Here is a 16,245-nt window from a genome sequence, read left to right on the forward strand (position 1 = left end):
CCGCAGACACGCCACGCCGGTCCCGCCTCACCGGCTCGCGATGGGCGAGGATGTCCCCTTTGCGCCGGTTCGCCACGACGTGCGGGCTCAGGACGCCTCGGCCTGCAGCTGCTGGTTCATCCGCCACCGGATGCCGGCCTCGATGAAGGCGTCGATGTCGCCGTCGAACACCCCGGAGGTGTTGCCGACCTCGTACTCGGTGCGCAGGTCCTTGACCATCTGGTACGGGTGCAGCACGTAGGAGCGCATCTGGTCGCCCCAGCTCGCCTTGACGTCCCCGGCCATGGCCTTCTTGGCGGCGCTCTCCTCGGCCTGGCGCTGCAGCAGCAGCCGGGACTGGAGCACGCGCAGCGCGGCGGCGCGGTTCTGGATCTGGGACTTCTCGTTCTGCATGGAGACCACGATCCCGGTCGGGATGTGCGTCATGCGGACCGCGGAGTCGGTGGTGTTGACCGACTGGCCACCGGGGCCGGACGAGCGGAACACGTCGACCTTGATCTCGTTCTCCGGGATCTCCACGGAGTCGGTCTGCTCGATCAGCGGGATGACCTCGACGGCGGCGAACGACGTCTGGCGGCGGCCCTGGTTGTCGAACGGCGAGATGCGCACCAGGCGGTGGGTGCCGGCCTCGACGGACAGGTTCCCGAACGCGTACGGCACCTTGACCTCGAAGGTCGCCGACTTCAGGCCGGCCTCCTCCGCGTAGGAGGTGTCCAGGACCGCCGTCGGGTAGCCGTGCCGCTCGGCCCAGCGCAGGTACATCCGCAGCAGCATCTCGGCGAAGTCCGCGGCGTCCACGCCCCCGGCGCCGGCGCGGATGGTCACCACGGCCTCGCGGGCGTCGTACTCGCCGGACAGCAGCGTGCGGACCTCGAGCTCGCCGAGGTCCTTGCGGATCGCGGTCAGCTCGGACTCGGCCTCGGCGAGGGTCTCGGCGTCGCCGCCGTCCTCGGTGGCCATCTCGACCAGCGTCTCCAGGTCGTCGATCCGGCCGCCCAGGTTCTCCACCCGGTCGAGCTCGGACTGCGCGGCGGACAGCTCGGAGGTGATCCGCTGCCCGGCGTCGGGGTCGTCCCACAGGTCCGGCGCGGACGCCTGCTCGGAGAGGTCGGTGATCCGGTTCCGCAGCTCCTCGGGGTCGCTGACGCCCCGGATGGTCTCGAGGGTCGTGCGGAGGGTGCGGATCTCGGCCGCGAAGTCGGTGGCTGCCACGGCGGTCCAGGCTACCCGAGGGGCCGCGCCGGCCCGCGCGCCGCGGTGGCGCCCAGGGTGGGACGCGCTCGGTGGCGGCCGGCGCGGGACGCCGCGATCGCGCCCCGGGGACCGACGTCGCCCGCGTCGTCAGCCGGTCTGCAGCGGCAGCCGGGCACGGCGGATGCGGAGCCGGACCGGGCGCGCGAGCAGCTCACCGAGGGTCACGCCGGCCGCCAGGCCGAAGCCGACGGTCGCCGCCTGGAGCAGGGTCTGCAGCCCGGCGCCGACCACGGCCGACTCGTCGATCAGGGTGAACAGCCCGCGGTAGATGGTCAGGCCGGGCAGCAGCGGGACGATGCCGCACACCGACGTCACGATCGCCGGCAGCGCGGTGCGCCGGCTGATCGTCTCGGCCACGAAGCCGACCGCGACGGCCGCCCCCGCGCTGGCGACCGCCGGCCCCGCGCCCAGCCCGCTCAGCACGGTGAACAGCAGCCAGCTGCCGCCGCCCACCGTCGCCGCCAGCAGCGCCGCGCGCGGGCGGGCGTAGGACGACATCGCCCACGCGCCGGCGACGACGCCCGCCCCGATGATCTGCAGCCACAAGGGCGCCGGGTCGGACCGCACGTCCACCAGCGCGAACGGGACGTCCAGGCGCCGGGCGGCGTCGAGCACGGCGCCGATGCCGACCACGATGCCCAGCGTGAGCAGCACCACCTCGAACACCCGGGCGGACGCCGTCACCGGGAACCCGTTGATGGCGTCCTCGGCGGCGCCCACCAGGGACAGCCCGGCCAGCAGCACGACGATGCCGGACGCGACCACGAGCGACGGCGGCAGCGTGCTCAGCTCGACCGGGAACAGCGGCACCAGCACGAGCAGCAGGACGGCGACCAGGGTCGCGATCGCGGCGCCCGCGGCCTGCAGGAAGAACGGCGGCAGCCCCCACCGGCCGAGCCGGGTCACCACGACGTCGATGACGGCGGTGGTCGCGGCGGCGACCAGCACCACCCAGACCCCGCCACCGAGCAGCACCGCGACGCCGGCGGCCATCGCCGACAGCACCGCGGTGACCACGGACCGGCGGTAGGGGTGCGGGGCGCTGACGATCTCGTCGAGCAGGTCGTGGGCGCGCTCCACGCGGCGGTCGACGGCCTCCGGCGTGGTGGCCACGGACCCGGGGGGCGACGGCGTCGTCCCCGGCTGGTGCCCGCCGGCGCCGTCGCCGAGGTCCGCGGCGAGCTCCAGCACGCGGGTGAGGCGGCCGTAGTCGGCGGTGCGGCTCTCCACCACCCGCAGCACCGTGACCGGGGGCGCGCCGGGGCCGGGGTCGTGCGAGACGAGGATCGCGGTGAACGTCAGGTCGACCTCGCACCGGACGCCGAACGAGCGGGCGACCCGGCGGATCGCCTCGGTGACGTCGGCCGCGGCGGCGCCGAGCGAGAGCATCGCCTCGCCGATGCGGACGGCGAGCTGCAGCACGCCCCGGACGGTCTCCTCACCGAGCCCCGCGCCGCGAGACCGCCGGCCGACCTGGACCGCAGGGGGTGCCCCGGCGGTCCTGCGAGCCACTCGCCGCACCACTCCCCCGCCACGCACGCCCTCGACCCTAGTGCCGGGTGGGCCGTGCTCCGCACGGGCCGGTCCGGGCCGGGGCCACCTCAGCCCGCGTGCTGCTCCCCCACCGGCACGCGGGCGGCGACGGTGTTGCCCGGTCCGGGCAGCGGGCACGCCCACGCGTCGTCGTAGGCGCAGGACGGCTGGTAGGCGAAGTTGAGGTCCAGCACCAGGGCGCCGGCGTCGCCGCCCAGGTCCGCACCCTTGACGGTGTCGAGCAGGTACCGGCCGCCCCCGTAGCTGGTCCGGCCGCTGGTGGCGTCCCGCAGCGGCACGAACACCCCGCCGCCGTAGAGCGCGGTCCACCACAGGTCGAGCGAGCCGATCCCCGGCAGGTCCACCCGCCCCACCCGCTCCAGCGGCACGACGCCGTCGGTCCCGGTCGCCACGTCGCGCCGCGCCGGCTCGACGTCGAGGTCCACCGGCACCACGAACCGGAACGCCGGGTCGTACGCGGCGACCCGCGCGCCGGCGAACGCGGCGCGCTGCGCCGCAGGCACGGGCGACGCCGGGTGCGCGGTCAGCAGGTGGTCACGCCCGGCGACCCACTGCGCGTGCGCCTGGGCCGGGTCGTCCGCCTCTCGCACGGCGCGGTAGAGGTCGGCGACCTGCCGGCGCCAGTCCAGGACGTCCCACCGGGACGTGTCGATGCTCATGCCCTCACCCTGCCCTACGCCCCCCTGGGCGGGCCCCGGACAGCCGCGGACGGTCCCGGACAGCCTGGACGGCGCTGCTCTCCCCCACCGGGGGCGGCCGTGGGACGATGCCGGGCATGGCTTCCGGGCGCGCCGAGACCCAGCGCCTGCGCGACGTCGTGGTGATCCGGCGGGTGCGGGACCGGATCGACCGCGAGTACGCCCAACCCTTGAACCTCGAGGGGCTCGCGCGCGGGGCGCACCTGTCCGCCGGTCACCTGAGCCGGGAGTTCCGGCGCGTGTACGGCGAGTCCCCGTACGCCTACCTCATGACCCGGCGGATCGAGCGGGCGATGACGCTGCTGCGCCGGGGCGACCTGAACGTCACCGACGTGTGCTTCGCGGTCGGCTTCTCCTCGCTGGGGACGTTCAGCACCCGGTTCACCGAGCTGGTCGGGGTGCCGCCGAGCGTCTACCGCCGCGACCACGCCCAGGCGGCGGCCGGCATCCCGCCGTGCCTGGCCCGGCAGGTCACCCGACCGGTCAGGAATCGAGAAGCACGCGCCCGCTGAGCGGTCCTAGCGTCGCGGCATGGACCTCACCATTCACTACACGTTCCTCCCGCACACCGACGCCGACGCCGCGCTCGGCTTCTACCGCGACACCCTCGGGTTCGAGGTGCGCAACGACGTCGGCTACGGCGACATGCGCTGGATCACCGTCGGGCCGGCCGGGCACGAGACGGCCATCGTGCTGACCCCGCCGGCCGTCGACCCCGGCCTCGACGACGACGAGCGGGGCACGATCCTCGGGCTCATCGCGAAGGGCGCGTACGGCGCGCTCACGCTGGCCACCGACGACCTCGACGGGCTCTTCGCCCGGTTGGAGGCCGCGGGCGCCGACGTCGTCCAGGAGCCGATGGACCAGGACTACGGCGTCCGGGACTGCGCGTTCCGCGACCCGGCCGGGAACCTGCTGCGGATCAACGAGCGCGCGTGACCTGCGGCTCGCCGCGCGTCGGAGCGGGCGTGAGCCCTCACCACGCCCGGGCGCTCGACGTCGCCCGCACGACGACGCCGTCCGACCACGGCGCGGTGATCCAGCTGATCAGCGGCGGGCGGGCCAGCGCCGCGAGGCCGACCCGCGCCGTGCGGCCGTCGTCGGCCACGGCCTCGGTGACGACGAGTCCCTCCCGGCCGGCGAGCAGCGCGTCGTGCTCGGTCAGGTACTCCTCGACCGCGCGACGCACGTCCGCGTCGGTCAGCGGCACGACGCCGTCCTGGGTGGGCGGTGCGGCCCCGCCGCGGTAGAACGACGCGAGGTCGAGGGCATCGGCCGCCTCCAGGGCGAGCTCGTCCGCCAGGACGAGGAGCCGCTTGCGCTCGAGGTGCACGCTGGTCGCGGACACCACCGCGGTGACCAGCAGCAGGGCGAGCATGCCGAACGCGATGGCGAGCAGGGTGATGTTGCCGGCGTCGGTCCCGCCGCGGGCTGCGCGGTCGCGCACCGCCGCCCACGCCCGGCTGAGCGCGACCGTCGTCCGCCGGGCAGGGGTCACGGGGTCACCGCGAAGTCGTCGACCGGCGCGACGTAGGTGGCCGACACCGGGATCGCGAGCGGCACGACCCCCTGGACGACGGAGGGCACCGCGGGCAGCGCGACGTCGAAGCCGACCCGCACCACCACCTCGCTGCCGGGCTCCAGGCAGGGGGTCGACGAGCACGACACCCGCAGCGCGGACCGCTCGTCGACCGCCTCGAAGCCCTGGTCGTCCAGCGCGATCCGGACGGACGCCAGCGCCCGGTCCGGGGCGGCGTCGAGGGTGGCCGACGTCGTGAACGACCGGCCGGCCTCGCGTGCGGCGCCCTCCGCGGCGAAGCTCGCCGCCTGGAGCCGGCCCAGGACGAGGACCAGGTAGAGCACGGGCAGCAGGAGGAGCAGCGCGGCGGCGAGGAACTCGACCACCGCGTTGCCCGCCTCCCGGCCCGGCGTGCCCGACCTGTCCCCCACAGTCACGGTTCCCCCTCGGGCAGCGCGTGCCCGGCGACGGTGAGCCCCCCGCCCGGACCGAGCAACCCGGCGACCGGCAGCGGAGCGGTCACGCGCACCTCCACGACCGTCAAGCCGCGCAGCTCGGTCACGCCCGCGCTCACGTCCTGGGCGTACGCCGGGGCGAGGGAGGCGGTGATCAGCGCCCGCGTGCGGTCGACGCCGTCCTGCGGGGTCCGGTCGGCGAGCGCGGCGTACCGGGCGCCCTCGGCTGCGCAGTCGACCAGGGTGTTGCGCACGTGCAGGGCCAACGTGACCTGGACGACCCCCGCGAACAGCAGCGCGACGAGCCCGGACACCAGCGCGAAGTCCACCACTGCTGCCCCGCGCTCGCGGTCGTGCCCGACGCCGAGCCGGGTGCGCGGGCGCGGTGCCGACCGGCCCGCGGACGGCGCCCTAGCCGCCGATCTCACCCGTCACTCGGGCGATCGAGTCGGAGAACACCTGGGTGAGGGCCGGGCCGGCCAGCGCCCACAGCGCCAGGACCAGGCCTGCGGTCATGAGCGTCACCAGGACCCAGCCCGGCACGTCGCCGCGGTCCGACCCGGTCGCCACGAGGCGCGCCCGTACCGTCAGCCACCACGGCGCGGGCCCCCGCCCGCCGCGTTGTGATGGGGCGCGCAGCCCATGACGGGCCCGGACGCTGTGCCCAAGGTGGTCGTAGGTCGTCATGGCGGTTCCTCTCGGTGGCGGTGCGACGGTGCGGTGACGAGGTGCGGTGACGCGGCGGGCGGTGACGCGGCGGGCGTCGGCGGGGCGGGCGGCGACGACGGTCATGGGGCGAGCCGCAGGACGGCGATGCTGGGGAACACGGCGAACGCCACGGTCACCGGCAGGATGAGGAACACGACCGGCACCATCATGAGGACCTCCTTGCGACCGCCCTGCTCCATCAGCGCCCGCCGTCCGGACTCACGGACGTCCTGGGCCTGCGCGCGCAGGACGTCGGCGAGTGGTGTCCCCCGCTCCACCGCCACGGCGACCCCCTCGGCGAACCGGGTCAGCGGCGGCAGACCGGTGCGGTCGGCGAGCCGCTCGAGGGCCTGCGTGAGCGGCGTCCCGGCGCGCGCGTCGGCCAGCGTGCGGGCGAGCTCGTCCGCGAGCGCACCCCGGGTCGAGCGCACGACCCGCTCGAGCGCCCCGACCGGCCCCTCACCGGCGACCACGGCGAGCGCCAGCAGCTCGGCGACGGTCGGCAGCTCCGCCAGCAGCCGCTCCTCGCGCAGCCGGACCTGACGGGTGAGCAGGGCGTCGCGAGCCAGGACTCCACCGAGACCGCACAGCGCCACCATCCCGGTCAGCACCACCGGGGACGACCCACGCGCCGAGGCGAGCACGAGCGCCAGCACGAGGCCGGCGATCAGCCCGACCACGCCCCACAGCACCTGCGCGGCCCGGACCTGCTCCACGGTCTCGTGCCGGCCGGCGCGGGCGATCCGGCGGCGCACGTCGGCGGTCGGCGACCCCAGCCGCTCGACGAGGCGCACGGCGTCCCCCATGACCGGGGCCAGCAGCCGGGCCAGGGTGGGCAGCGGCGTCCCGATTCCGGGCTCGCGCAGCAGCGACGACGTCGGCCGCTGCACGCGCAGGTACGGGGCGAGCCGGTCGTCGAGCGTGATCCGCCGGGCGGACAGCCGCCACGCGACGACGACCAGCCCCACGCCGCCCAGGGCGCCGATCAGTCCGCCGGTCGTGGCCGCGGTCACCGCAGCACCCGGGCCTCGTCCGGCAGCCGACCGATCCGGAGCATGAGCTGGTAGGCGAGCACGGAGCACCCGCCGCCGACCAGCAGCACGGCGGCCCCGGCCACCGAGTTGAACGAGTCGGCGGCCTCCGGGCGACTGGCCAGCAGGGCGAGCACGATCCACGGCGCGGCCACCGCGAGGCGCGCGGCGTTGACGGTCCAGCCCTGCCGCGCCTCGAGCTCTCCGCGGGTGCGCGCGTCCTCCCGCAGGAACGCGGACAGCGTGCGCAGCAGCCGCCCCAGGTCGGTGCCGCCGACGTCGCGCGTGATCCGCAGCGCCTCGACGATCCGGTCGGCCACGGGGTCGGCGAGCCGCTCCTTGAGCGCGTCGAGGCAGTCGGTGAAGCGACCGGTCGCGCGGTAGTCCTCGGCGAAGGCCCGGAACGCCTCCCGGAGCTCGACCGGCCCGCGGTCGCCGAGCTGTCCCACCGCCTCCGGGAGCGACAGCCCGGCACGGACGCCGGAGGCCAGGTGGTCGACGACCTCGGGCCACACGTCGCGCAGCGCGGTGCGCCGCCGGCGGGCACGCGAGCGGACCAGCGCACCGGGTGCCGCGCCCGCGATCGCCGCGAAGCAGGCCGCGACCGCGGGAGCCCGGGTGACGGCGGACACCCCGAGCCCGACGAGCAGCGCCGTCACGACGCTCGCCCCGATCAGCGCGGTGGGGGTCACCGCCGGTGCACCGGCCTGCACCAGCACGTCCTGGACGCGTTCGGACCAGCCGTCCCGGCGGCGCGGGCGGGGCGGCGTCGGCGGCCAGCAGGACCACCACACGCAGAACAGGCCCGCCCCGAGCAGCAGTCCGGCCACCACACCCACGACGAGGCCCCTCAGTGCCCGGACCGCAGGAGCGCGGGCAGGTCGATCCCGGCGCGGGCGAAGCGGTCCGGGCGCGGCGGGTAGCCGTCACCGCGGACCAGGTCCTCGCCGCTGAGGTGGAACAGGTCCGCGGTCTCCACGACGCCGGCCTCCACCCGTCCGGGGACACCGATCACCTCGCGCACCCGCCGCCGGCCGTGGTGGTCCACACCCAGGTGCACCACGAGGTCGATGGCGGACGCGACCGTCGGCACCACGAACCGGTCGGAGATGTTCTCCCCGGCCAGCAGCGGCAGCGTGCAGATCTTCGTCAGGGCCTCGCGCGCGCTGTTGGCGTGCAGCGTCGACATGCCGGGCACACCCGCGTTCAGCGCCACCAGCAGGTCCAGGCTCTCTGCCTCCCGCACCTCGCCCACGAGGATGCGGTCCGGCCGCATCCGCAGCGCCTCCTTGACCAGCCGGCGCAGGGTGATCTCGCCCGTGCCTTCCAGGCTCGGCTGGCGGCACTGCAGCGCGATGACGTCCCGGTGCTCGATCCGGAGCTCGAAGACCTCCTCGCAGGTGATGATCCGCTCGCGCGGGGTGATCGCGCCGGCGAGCGCGTTCAGCATCGTGGTCTTGCCGCTCTGGGTGGCCCCGGCCACCAGGACGTTGAGGCCGACGGCGACGGCGGCGTCGAGGAACGCCGCCGCGTGCGCGGTCAGCGAGCCGAGGGCGACGAGATCCTGCAGGCGGCTGGCGCGGACCACGTGCTTGCGGATGTTGACCGCCCAGTGGCGGCGGGTGACGTCCGGGATCACGACGTGCAGCCGCTCGCCGTTCGGCAGGCACGCGTCGACGAACGGGCTGGACAGGTCCAGCCGGCGCCCGGACGACTTGAGCATCTGCTCGACGAGGTCGCGGACCTGCACCTCGGTGAGGATCGTCGAGGTCAGCTCGGCGTGCCCGCGGCGGGCCACGAAGACCTGCGCCGGGGCGTTGATCCAGATCTCCTCGACCTCGTCGTCGTCGAGGTACCGCTGCAGCGGGCCGAGCCCCGCGACGGCGTCGACCACGGCCTTGGAGGCGGCGGTGACGTCCACCAGCGGCGGCACCGCACCCAGCAGCGACCGCTCGTCGTAGTCGGCGACGACCGCCGAGACGAGGTCCCGCACGCCCTGGTGATCCCGGACGGGATCCAGGCCACGGCGACGGATGAGCTCGCGCACCTCGGACTCGAGGATGGCGACACCGTCCATGTGGCCCCCTGTGGCAGCCGTGCCCAGCGTGAGAGTGCCGAGAGTAGGGCAGCGTCGACCCGCCGCGGGGGCGGTTGTGGAGAAGTCCTCCGGACCGGTGACAGCCGGTCATGGCCGCAGCGACTGACCGGCCCGGGTCCGCCCTCCCACCGGGCGCCGGGGCCGGGGGCTCCCTACGGTGGGGCGGGTCCACGCGCGCCAGCCACGCCACGCCACGCCACGCCACGCCACGCAGGAGGATCACCCGATGAGCGAGACCGACGCGCACCTGACCGGACCGGCCGAGCGGCTGGAGACGGCCGACCACCGGGCCGCCCGGGACTCCGGCGACCGTCAGCCCGGCGTCGCGGCCCCGGCGGGGGACGGTCCGGGCCGGTACGAGGTGTTCGTCAAGCGCACCACCGTCCAGGACGTGCGCCACGTCGTGGAGGCGCCCGACCCGGAGGCCGCCGTCGCGGCCGCGCAGGCCCGGTCTCAGGCGGCCGGTCCGGCCGCCGAGGAGGTCACCGGCACCGAGCAGCTGTACATGTGGGACACCGCGCAGGTGTACGGGCTCCGTGAGACCGCCGAGGGCGCGCTGCCGGCGGGCCTGGAGAACGAGGCGCTGTAGCGAGCCGAGGAGGTCCCGTGGCCGACGGCGCGACCCCGCAGCCACCCCCTCGTCCGCCGCGCGGCACGGTCCGCCGCGAGCTGGCGAGCTTCGGGTGGGCGCTGCGCGGACTTCGGGCGGCCCTGGCCACCGAGCGGCACCTGCGCTTCCACGCTCTCGCGACGGTGGTCGTCGTGGTGCTCGCGGTCGTGCTGCCGCTGGCGGCGTGGGAGCGGGTGACCCTCGGGCTCGCGATCGGGCTGGTGTGGGTGGCCGAGCTGGTCAACACCGCGCTGGAGTCCCTCGTGGACCTCGTGCAGCCGGAGCACCACCCGGTCGCGGGCCGGGTCAAGGACGTGGCCGCCGGTGCGGTCCTCGTCGCCGCGGTCGTGGCCGTCGGCGTGGGGGTCGCCGTCGTCGGACCTGCGCTGCTCCGAGCTGCTGCGGCCACCGCGCGGTGACCGACGACCCCGAGCCGTCGGGTCGGCGATCGGAGCCCGACGACCGGTCAGAACCGGAACGGGATGGGGATCGGCCCGCAGCAGCACACGCCGCGCACGTCCGAGGCCATCAGCATCGTCGCCGCGGTGTAGCAGGCCGCGAAGCGCCGCACGGTGGGGCCGACGCCGCGCACGACGCCGCGTCGCCGGACGATCGCGCGCACCTCCGCCGAGCAGGACGTGCCGCCGTGCGCGACCCGGTGTGCGCAGCTGTACCCCTTCCGCGGGGACAGGCGCTGCTGGTAGCTCTCGATGGCGACGTCGACCGCACGGCTCAGGGGGCTCATGCCGGCACACGCTAGAGGCGGGCCCGGCGCCCCGCCCGGCGAGGCCGCGACGCAGCCTCGGCGCGCCCACCGCGCGCCGATCGTCGTGCCGGAGGGTCACCACTACCGTGTCGCAGGTGACCACGACAGCTCCCACCGGGACCCAGTACCGCATCCGTCACGGCGAGCACGCCGCCACGATCACCGAGGTCGGCGCGTACCTGCGCGAGTACGCCGTCGGTGACCGCGACGTCATCCACCCCTTCCCCGAGGACAGCCTGCCGCCGGCCGGCAACGGCGGCGTCCTCGTCCCGTGGCCCAACCGGCTGCGCGACGGGAAGTACACCTACGAGGGCGTGGAGTACCAGCTGCCGATCACCGAGCCCGAGCGCGGCACGGCGCTGCACGGCCTCGCGCTCTGGCAGCGCTGGACGGTCACCGAGCACACCGAGTCCGCCGTCACGCTCGAGCTGCCGCTGGTGCCCACGCCCGGCTACCCCTTCCCCGTGCGCTTCGCCCTCACCTACTCCCTGTCCGACGGCGGCCTGATGGTGCACCTCGTCGCCGCGAACGAGGGCACGCGGACCGCGCCCTACGGCGTCGGGTTCCACCCGTGGCTGTCCCCCGGCGGCGCCGACCTGGACGACTGCACGCTGCGGATGGACGCCGCGACCCGCGTGACGGTCGACGACCGGCTGCTGCCGGACGGCACCGAGCCGGCCCAGGGGCCGCTGGACTTCCGCACGCCGTCGACCCTGCGCGGGGTGGCCCTCGACGACGCCTACGTCGACGTGAGCCGCGATGAGCAGGGGCTGGCGTGGATCCAGCTCGCCGCCCCGGACGGCCGCACGGCCGCGGTCTGGATGGACGAGTCGATGGACACCTTCCAGGTGTGCACGGGCGACGAGCTGGTCCCGGCGGCCAACCGCACCGGCGTCGCCGCCGAGCCGATGAGCTGCATCGCCGACGCCTTCAACTCCGGCGACCGGCTCGTGCACCTGCAGCCGGGTGCGCGGCACGAGGTGACCTGGGGCGCCACGCTGCTGTGAGTCCGGGCCGGCCGGGCCGGCGGGCGTCGGGTCCGCCGGCCAGCCGGCGGGCGGCTGGATAGGTCGGCCGGCCTCGCGCCAGCCGGTGGCCGGGTCCGCCGGTCAGGAGCTGTAGTACTCGCCGGACTCGATGACGCCGCGGGTGTACTCCCAGTGCCACGGCTCGAACGGCCCGCTGCCGCCCTTCTGCGCCCAGGCCGGGTTCTCCCAGCCGTACACGGCACCGTTCCCGGTGATCCACTCCCACGCGTCGCCGCGGGTGTCGGCCGGGCACAGGTCGATCGCCAGGCCCCAGCCGTGGTTGCTGCGCCCCGGGACGGCCGCGAGGCCACCCTTCTTGCGCTTGATGATCCGCTGCTCGGTCAGGGTCCGGTAGCCGTCGGTCACGCACATGTCGCGGCCGAACCGGGCCCGGAAGGCGACGTTCATCTCGGCCAGCGCTGAGGCGGCGTCGGCCCGCAGCTGGTCCTCGCCGTTCCACAGCAGGCACAGGTCGTCGGTGTCCAGCTGTCCGTTCGCGCCCGACGGACGCGCCGACCCGTCGCAGCCGGGCAGCGGCTCCCGCGCCTGCGACCGGCTCGCGGCCGAGAACGCGGAGCGCGCGACCGGGACGGTGCTCGCGGCGATCGCCGACGGCGGGACCACGTCGACGGTCGTGGAGGTCAGCGCCTCGACCGTCGAGGGCAGGTCCACGGCGACGGCGGCGGCCACGGCGGCGTTGGCGACGTAGGTGCCGTTGCCCGGCTGCACGTTGTCCGTCAGCGGCAGGACGATCGTGGTGCCGGCGAGCGCGGCCAGCACGCCCCCGCGGATCACCCAGCGGCCGGTGACCGGGCGGGCGGCCTTGCGCGTGGACAGCTCCGCCTCGCGGCGGGCTCGACGCGACTGGGGGACCACCGGTGCCTGCGCGCGCTGGGGACCCACCACACCTCCGGAGCGCTCGCCTGTGGACCTGTCAAAGGGGACCGCCGCAGGGCCCCGGCGGCTGTGCCGGGTCCTGCGCGTGGCGGTCACGAAACCATAACGGACGATCCGGGCACCACCAAGCCGGTGATCAGGGCCCGCTGGGGACGCGACGCCGTCGCTGGCGGCCGGGGGTCGACCGCCTCCGCTGGGCGCAGCGCTCAGTGCCTCCACCCGCCCCGGCGGGCACGCTCCACGAGCCCGCCCCGCCGGCTCCCCCGACGCCTCAGTGCGCCGGGTCGCGCTGCATCATGTCGCGGACCTCACCCACGAGCTCCTCGAGGATGTCCTCGAGGAACACCACGCCGACGCACCGGCCGCCGTCGTCGACCCGCGCGAGGTGCACACCGCTGCGCTGCATGACCGCCAGGGCGTCCTCGACCTCCGCCTCGGGGCCGACCGACGCCAGCGCGCGGACCCGCCAGCGGGGCACCGGCAGGCTGCGCTCGCGCTCGTCGGCGTACAGGACATCCTTCAGGTGCAGGTAACCGGCCACGTCGGGGACCGGGGTCCCGTCGGCGGCCGGCGCGGTGGCGACCGGGAACCGGCTGTAGCCGGTCCGCGCGACCAGCCGCTCGACGTCCTCGGGGGTCGCGTCGGGCGGCAGGGTCAGCAGCCGCCCGATCGGCACCATGACGTCCCCGGCGGTGCGGTCGGAGAACTCCAGCGCGCCGGCCAGCAGGCCCTGGGCGTCCTCGAGCAGCCCCTCCGCCTGGGAGGCCTCGACGATGGACTGCACCTCCTGGGCGGTGAAGGCCGAGACGATCTCGTCCTTCGGCTCGACACCGACCGAGCGCAGCACATGGTTCGCGACCCAGTTGAGCGCCGTGATGATCGGCTTGACCACCCTCGACAGCCACACCAGCGGCGGACCGAACCACATGACCGCACGGTCCGGACCAGCCACCGCGAGGTTCTTGGGCACCATCTCGCCGAGCACCACGTGCAGGTACACCACCACGACCAGCGCGACGACGAACGCGATCGGGTGGGTCAGCGCGGGACTCGCCCCCAACGCGTGCAGCGGGCCCTCGATGAGGTGCGCCAGCGCCGGCTCGGCGATGACCCCCAGGCTCGTGGAGCACACGGTGACGCCCAGCTGGGCGCAGGCGAGCATGAGCGACACGTGCTCCATCGCCCACAGCACCGTGCGGGCTCGGCGGTCCCCCGCCTCGGCGAGCGGTTCGATCGACGACCGGCGCGCGGACAGGATCGCGAACTCCGCGCCGACGAAGAAGGCGTTGCCGGCGAGCAGCAGCACGCCGAGCAGCAGGGCGGTCGTGCTGCTCACTCGTCCTCCTCCGTGCGGGCGACCACGCGCACACGCTCGACCCGTCGTCCGGCCATCTGGTCCACCACGACCCGGACGCCGGGCACGTCCACCTCGTCGCCGACGGCGGGGATGCGGCCCAGCTGCGCCATCACCAGCCCGCCGACCGTCTCGTAGGGGCCGTCGTCCGGCAGGACCAGCGCGGTGACCTCCTCGACCTCGTCCGGGCGCAGCCCGCCGGGCAGCGACCAGGACCCGTCGACCAGCCGGGCGGTGCCGGCGCGCCGACGGTCGTGCTCGTCGGACACCTCCCCGACGATCTCCTCCACGACGTCCTCGAACGTCACCACCCCGGCCGTGCCGCCGTACTCGTCCACCACGACCGCCATCTGCAGCCCGAGCTCGCGCAGCTCCACCAGCAGCGGTCCGAGCCGCACGGTCTCGGGCACGCGTGGCGCCTCCACCATGAGCGCCGCGGCGGGCACCTCGGCGCGCCGCTCGTAGGGCACCGCGACCGCCCGACGCAGGTTGACCAGCCCGACGATGTCGTCGCGGGATTCGTCGATGACGGGGAACCGCGAGTGACCGGTCTGGCGGGCCTTGGCGACGACGTCGGCGGCCGTGTCGTCGCGCTCGACGACGACCATGCGCATCCGGTCGGTCATGACGTCGACGGCGGTGAGCTCGTCGAGCTCGATGGTGTTGGTCAGCAGCGCCGCGGTGCCCTCGTCGAGCGTCCCGACCTCCGCCGAGCGCCGCACCAGCGAGGCCAGCTCCTGCGCGGACCGGCCGCCGGACAGCTCCTCGCGCGGCTCGACGCCGATCCGGCGCAGCAGCGCGTTGGCGCTGCCGTTGAAGAAGGAGATCACCGGCCGCAGGGCGCGGGTGAAGCCGCGCTGCAGCGGTGCGACCGTGCGGGCGGTGGGCATCGGCCGGCTCAGCGCGAAGTTCTTCGGCACCAGCTCGCCGAACAGCATGGAGAACCCGTTGACCAGGACCGCGGCCACGACCACGGCGATCGCCCCGCCCACCACCTCACCCAGCGGCGAGCTCTGCAGCGGGGCGCCGATCAGCGCCAGCACCGCGGGCTGGGTGGTGTACCCGAGCAGGATGGTGGTCAGGGTGATCCCGACCTGCGCCCCGGACAGCTCGGTGGACAGGTGGCGCAGCGCCTTGAGCACCGAGTGCCCGCGGCGGTCACCGGGCTGGGTGCTCTTCTCGACGATCGCGGTGTCCAGCGTGACGAGCGAGAACTCGCTCGCGACGAACACCGCGGTCCCCGCGGTGAGCAGCACACCGAGGCCGATCAGCAGCCACTCGGTCAGCATGCACGACCACGGACGGACGCCCAGCGGTGCGACGGCCGGGACACCGGCGAGGGGAGGGGGGTGACAGTGGAGGGGCCGGCACTGCACGCCGTGGAGGCGTGCCGCCGGCCGCTACTTGAGCTGCTCATGGTGGGCCAGATGATACGCGGACCGCCGCGGCCACGCGCTGCCGTCCCGGGTGGGCCATGTGCCAGGCTGACGCCCATGGCCGTGACGTCCGCCTCCCCCGCCGTCGTGCTCGTCGTCGAGGACGAGCCCGCGATCGCCACCGCCGTGGCCAACCGCCTGTCCGCCGAGGGCTGGACGGTCGAGGTGGCCGGTGACGGCCACGCCGGCGTGGCTGCCGCCTCCCGACTGCGCCCCGGCCTGGTGGTGCTGGACGTCATGCTCCCCGGCATCGACGGGCTCGAGGTGTGCCGCCGCATCCAGGCCGAGCGGGCCGTGCCGGTGCTCATGCTGACCGCCCGCGACGACGAGACCGACATGCTCATCGGCCTCGGCGTCGGCGCCGACGACTACATGACCAAGCCGTTCTCGATGCGCGAGCTCGTGGCCCGGTGCAAGGCGCTGCTGCGGCGCAACGAGCGTGCGCTGCAGGCGGCACAGCTGGCCGGGACGGACCGCCAGGAGCCACCGATCACCATCGGCGACGTGGTGATCGACCGTGCCCAGCGGCGGGTGTCCCGCGGCGCCGAGCAGGTCCACCTGACCCCGACGGAGTTCGACCTGCTGGTCACGCTCGCCAGCAGCCCGCGGACCGTGCACACCCGCGAGCGCCTGCTGGCCGAGGTGTGGGACTGGGTCGACGCGAGCGGCACCCGCACCGTCGACTCCCACGTCAAGGCGCTGCGGCGCAAGCTCGGCCCGGACCTGGTGCGCACGGTGCACGGGGTCGGGTACGCGTTCGACCCGCCGAGCGGCACGGCCACCGAGGCGCCCGCCGCGCCGGCCCCCACCCCGCCCGAACGGTCGGCGGAGGGCTGA

General features: G+C 75.2%; 20 protein-coding genes. 6 read left to right on the forward strand and 14 right to left on the reverse strand.

Translation table 11 applies throughout. The features are described 5' to 3' along the window. Positions 1–87: 87 nt before the first annotated feature. From prfB to Q0840_RS13730, 3 genes are all read right to left on the reverse strand, one after another. Positions 88–1,212, reverse strand: a complete 1,125-nt coding sequence (gene prfB, locus Q0840_RS13720; RefSeq protein WP_298460274.1) for a peptide chain release factor 2 — start codon at positions 1,210–1,212, stop codon at positions 88–90. Positions 1,213–1,341: 129 nt separating this feature from the next. Beyond that, positions 1,342–2,676, reverse strand: coding sequence for a threonine/serine exporter ThrE family protein (locus Q0840_RS13725; RefSeq protein ID WP_298460276.1), 1,335 nt, complete (start codon positions 2,674–2,676; stop codon positions 1,342–1,344). A 179-nt stretch (positions 2,677–2,855) separates the two neighbouring features. Continuing rightward, positions 2,856–3,467, reverse strand: coding sequence for a DUF1684 domain-containing protein (locus tag Q0840_RS13730; protein WP_298460278.1), 612 nt, complete (start codon positions 3,465–3,467; stop codon positions 2,856–2,858). A gap of 116 nt (positions 3,468–3,583) precedes the next feature. Between Q0840_RS13730 and Q0840_RS13735 the strand changes: the two genes are divergently transcribed. Further along, entirely contained in the window at positions 3,584–4,018 is a 435-nt protein-coding gene (locus Q0840_RS13735) for a helix-turn-helix transcriptional regulator (RefSeq protein ID WP_298460280.1), read from the forward strand. A 19-nt stretch (positions 4,019–4,037) separates the two neighbouring features. After that, a complete protein-coding gene (locus tag Q0840_RS13740) occupies positions 4,038–4,445 on the forward strand; it encodes a VOC family protein (protein ID WP_298460282.1) in 408 nt (135 codons plus the stop codon). 37 nt (positions 4,446–4,482) lie between these two features. Here Q0840_RS13740 and Q0840_RS13745 read toward each other — a convergent pair whose 3' ends face one another. The 7 genes from Q0840_RS13745 to Q0840_RS13775 form a co-directional block, all read right to left on the reverse strand. Beyond that, on the reverse strand, positions 4,483–5,004 hold the full coding sequence (locus Q0840_RS13745) for a pilus assembly protein TadG-related protein (RefSeq protein WP_298460285.1): 522 nt from the start codon (positions 5,002–5,004) through the stop codon (positions 4,483–4,485). Then, positions 5,001–5,462, reverse strand: coding sequence for a pilus assembly protein (locus Q0840_RS13750; protein ID WP_298460287.1), 462 nt, complete (start codon positions 5,460–5,462; stop codon positions 5,001–5,003). The genes Q0840_RS13745 and Q0840_RS13750 overlap by 4 nt, the downstream gene beginning before the upstream one ends. Continuing rightward, a complete protein-coding gene (locus tag Q0840_RS13755) occupies positions 5,459–5,809 on the reverse strand; it encodes a TadE family protein (protein ID WP_298460289.1) in 351 nt (116 codons plus the stop codon). The genes Q0840_RS13750 and Q0840_RS13755 overlap by 4 nt, the downstream gene beginning before the upstream one ends. Before the next feature lie 82 nt (positions 5,810–5,891). Beyond that, entirely contained in the window at positions 5,892–6,071 is a 180-nt protein-coding gene (locus Q0840_RS13760; RefSeq protein ID WP_298460450.1) for a hypothetical protein, read from the reverse strand. A gap of 197 nt (positions 6,072–6,268) precedes the next feature. Beyond that, positions 6,269–7,201 (reverse strand): type II secretion system F family protein, encoded by a 933-nt coding sequence (locus tag Q0840_RS13765; RefSeq protein WP_298460291.1) that lies wholly within the window; start codon positions 7,199–7,201, stop codon positions 6,269–6,271. After that, complete coding sequence (locus Q0840_RS13770; RefSeq protein WP_298460293.1) at positions 7,198–8,058, reverse strand: type II secretion system F family protein; 861 nt, start codon at positions 8,056–8,058, stop codon at positions 7,198–7,200. The genes Q0840_RS13765 and Q0840_RS13770 overlap by 4 nt, the downstream gene beginning before the upstream one ends. An 11-nt stretch (positions 8,059–8,069) precedes the next feature. Continuing rightward, positions 8,070–9,296, reverse strand: a complete 1,227-nt coding sequence (locus Q0840_RS13775; RefSeq protein ID WP_298460295.1) for a CpaF family protein — start codon at positions 9,294–9,296, stop codon at positions 8,070–8,072. A 247-nt stretch (positions 9,297–9,543) separates the two neighbouring features. Between Q0840_RS13775 and Q0840_RS13780 the strand changes: the two genes are divergently transcribed. Continuing rightward, entirely contained in the window at positions 9,544–9,906 is a 363-nt protein-coding gene (locus Q0840_RS13780) for a hypothetical protein (RefSeq protein WP_298460297.1), read from the forward strand. A gap of 17 nt (positions 9,907–9,923) precedes the next feature. Then, positions 9,924–10,346, forward strand: a complete 423-nt coding sequence (locus tag Q0840_RS13785; RefSeq protein ID WP_298460298.1) for a diacylglycerol kinase — start codon at positions 9,924–9,926, stop codon at positions 10,344–10,346. A 47-nt stretch (positions 10,347–10,393) separates the two neighbouring features. Here the strand turns inward: Q0840_RS13785 and yidD are convergent, their stop codons facing one another. After that, positions 10,394–10,672, reverse strand: coding sequence for a membrane protein insertion efficiency factor YidD (gene yidD, locus Q0840_RS13790; protein ID WP_298460300.1), 279 nt, complete (start codon positions 10,670–10,672; stop codon positions 10,394–10,396). 116 nt (positions 10,673–10,788) lie between these two features. Between yidD and Q0840_RS13795 the strand changes: the two genes are divergently transcribed. Then, complete coding sequence (locus tag Q0840_RS13795) at positions 10,789–11,700, forward strand: aldose 1-epimerase family protein (protein WP_298460302.1); 912 nt, start codon at positions 10,789–10,791, stop codon at positions 11,698–11,700. Between the two features lie 102 nt (positions 11,701–11,802). On the opposite strand, the gene Q0840_RS13800 is transcribed toward Q0840_RS13795, so the two are convergent. From Q0840_RS13800 to Q0840_RS13810, 3 genes are all read right to left on the reverse strand, one after another. Then, positions 11,803–12,624, reverse strand: coding sequence for a M15 family metallopeptidase (locus tag Q0840_RS13800; protein WP_298460304.1), 822 nt, complete (start codon positions 12,622–12,624; stop codon positions 11,803–11,805). A gap of 265 nt (positions 12,625–12,889) precedes the next feature. Continuing rightward, a complete protein-coding gene (locus Q0840_RS13805) occupies positions 12,890–13,954 on the reverse strand; it encodes a hemolysin family protein (RefSeq protein WP_298460306.1) in 1,065 nt (354 codons plus the stop codon). Continuing rightward, on the reverse strand, positions 13,951–15,261 hold the full coding sequence (locus tag Q0840_RS13810; RefSeq protein ID WP_298460308.1) for a hemolysin family protein: 1,311 nt from the start codon (positions 15,259–15,261) through the stop codon (positions 13,951–13,953). The genes Q0840_RS13805 and Q0840_RS13810 overlap by 4 nt, the downstream gene beginning before the upstream one ends. Positions 15,262–15,465: 204 nt before the next feature. Between Q0840_RS13810 and Q0840_RS13815 the strand changes: the two genes are divergently transcribed. Further along, a complete protein-coding gene (locus Q0840_RS13815; RefSeq protein WP_298460310.1) occupies positions 15,466–16,245 on the forward strand; it encodes a response regulator transcription factor in 780 nt (259 codons plus the stop codon).

This window comes from uncultured Cellulomonas sp. (assembly GCF_947494015.1).
Classification (GTDB): Bacteria; Actinomycetota; Actinomycetes; order Actinomycetales; family Cellulomonadaceae; genus Pengzhenrongella.

What these genes read in the sequence shown, in the direction of transcription:
- Q0840_RS13730 (WP_298460278.1), bottom strand. Translation starts at nt 3,467, where the DNA reads ATGAGCATCGACACGTCCCGGTGGGACGTCCTGGACTGGCGCCGGCAG.
- Q0840_RS13735 (WP_298460280.1), top strand. Translation starts at nt 3,584, where the DNA reads ATGGCTTCCGGGCGCGCCGAGACCCAGCGCCTGCGCGACGTCGTGGTG.
- Q0840_RS13740 (WP_298460282.1), top strand. Translation starts at nt 4,038, where the DNA reads ATGGACCTCACCATTCACTACACGTTCCTCCCGCACACCGACGCCGAC.
- Q0840_RS13775 (WP_298460295.1), bottom strand. Translation starts at nt 9,296, where the DNA reads ATGGACGGTGTCGCCATCCTCGAGTCCGAGGTGCGCGAGCTCATCCGT.
- Q0840_RS13780 (WP_298460297.1), top strand. Translation starts at nt 9,544, where the DNA reads ATGAGCGAGACCGACGCGCACCTGACCGGACCGGCCGAGCGGCTGGAG.
- yidD (WP_298460300.1), bottom strand. Translation starts at nt 10,672, where the DNA reads ATGAGCCCCCTGAGCCGTGCGGTCGACGTCGCCATCGAGAGCTACCAG.
- Q0840_RS13810 (WP_298460308.1), bottom strand. Translation starts at nt 15,261, where the DNA reads ATGCTGACCGAGTGGCTGCTGATCGGCCTCGGTGTGCTGCTCACCGCG.
- Q0840_RS13815 (WP_298460310.1), top strand. Translation starts at nt 15,466, where the DNA reads ATGGCCGTGACGTCCGCCTCCCCCGCCGTCGTGCTCGTCGTCGAGGAC.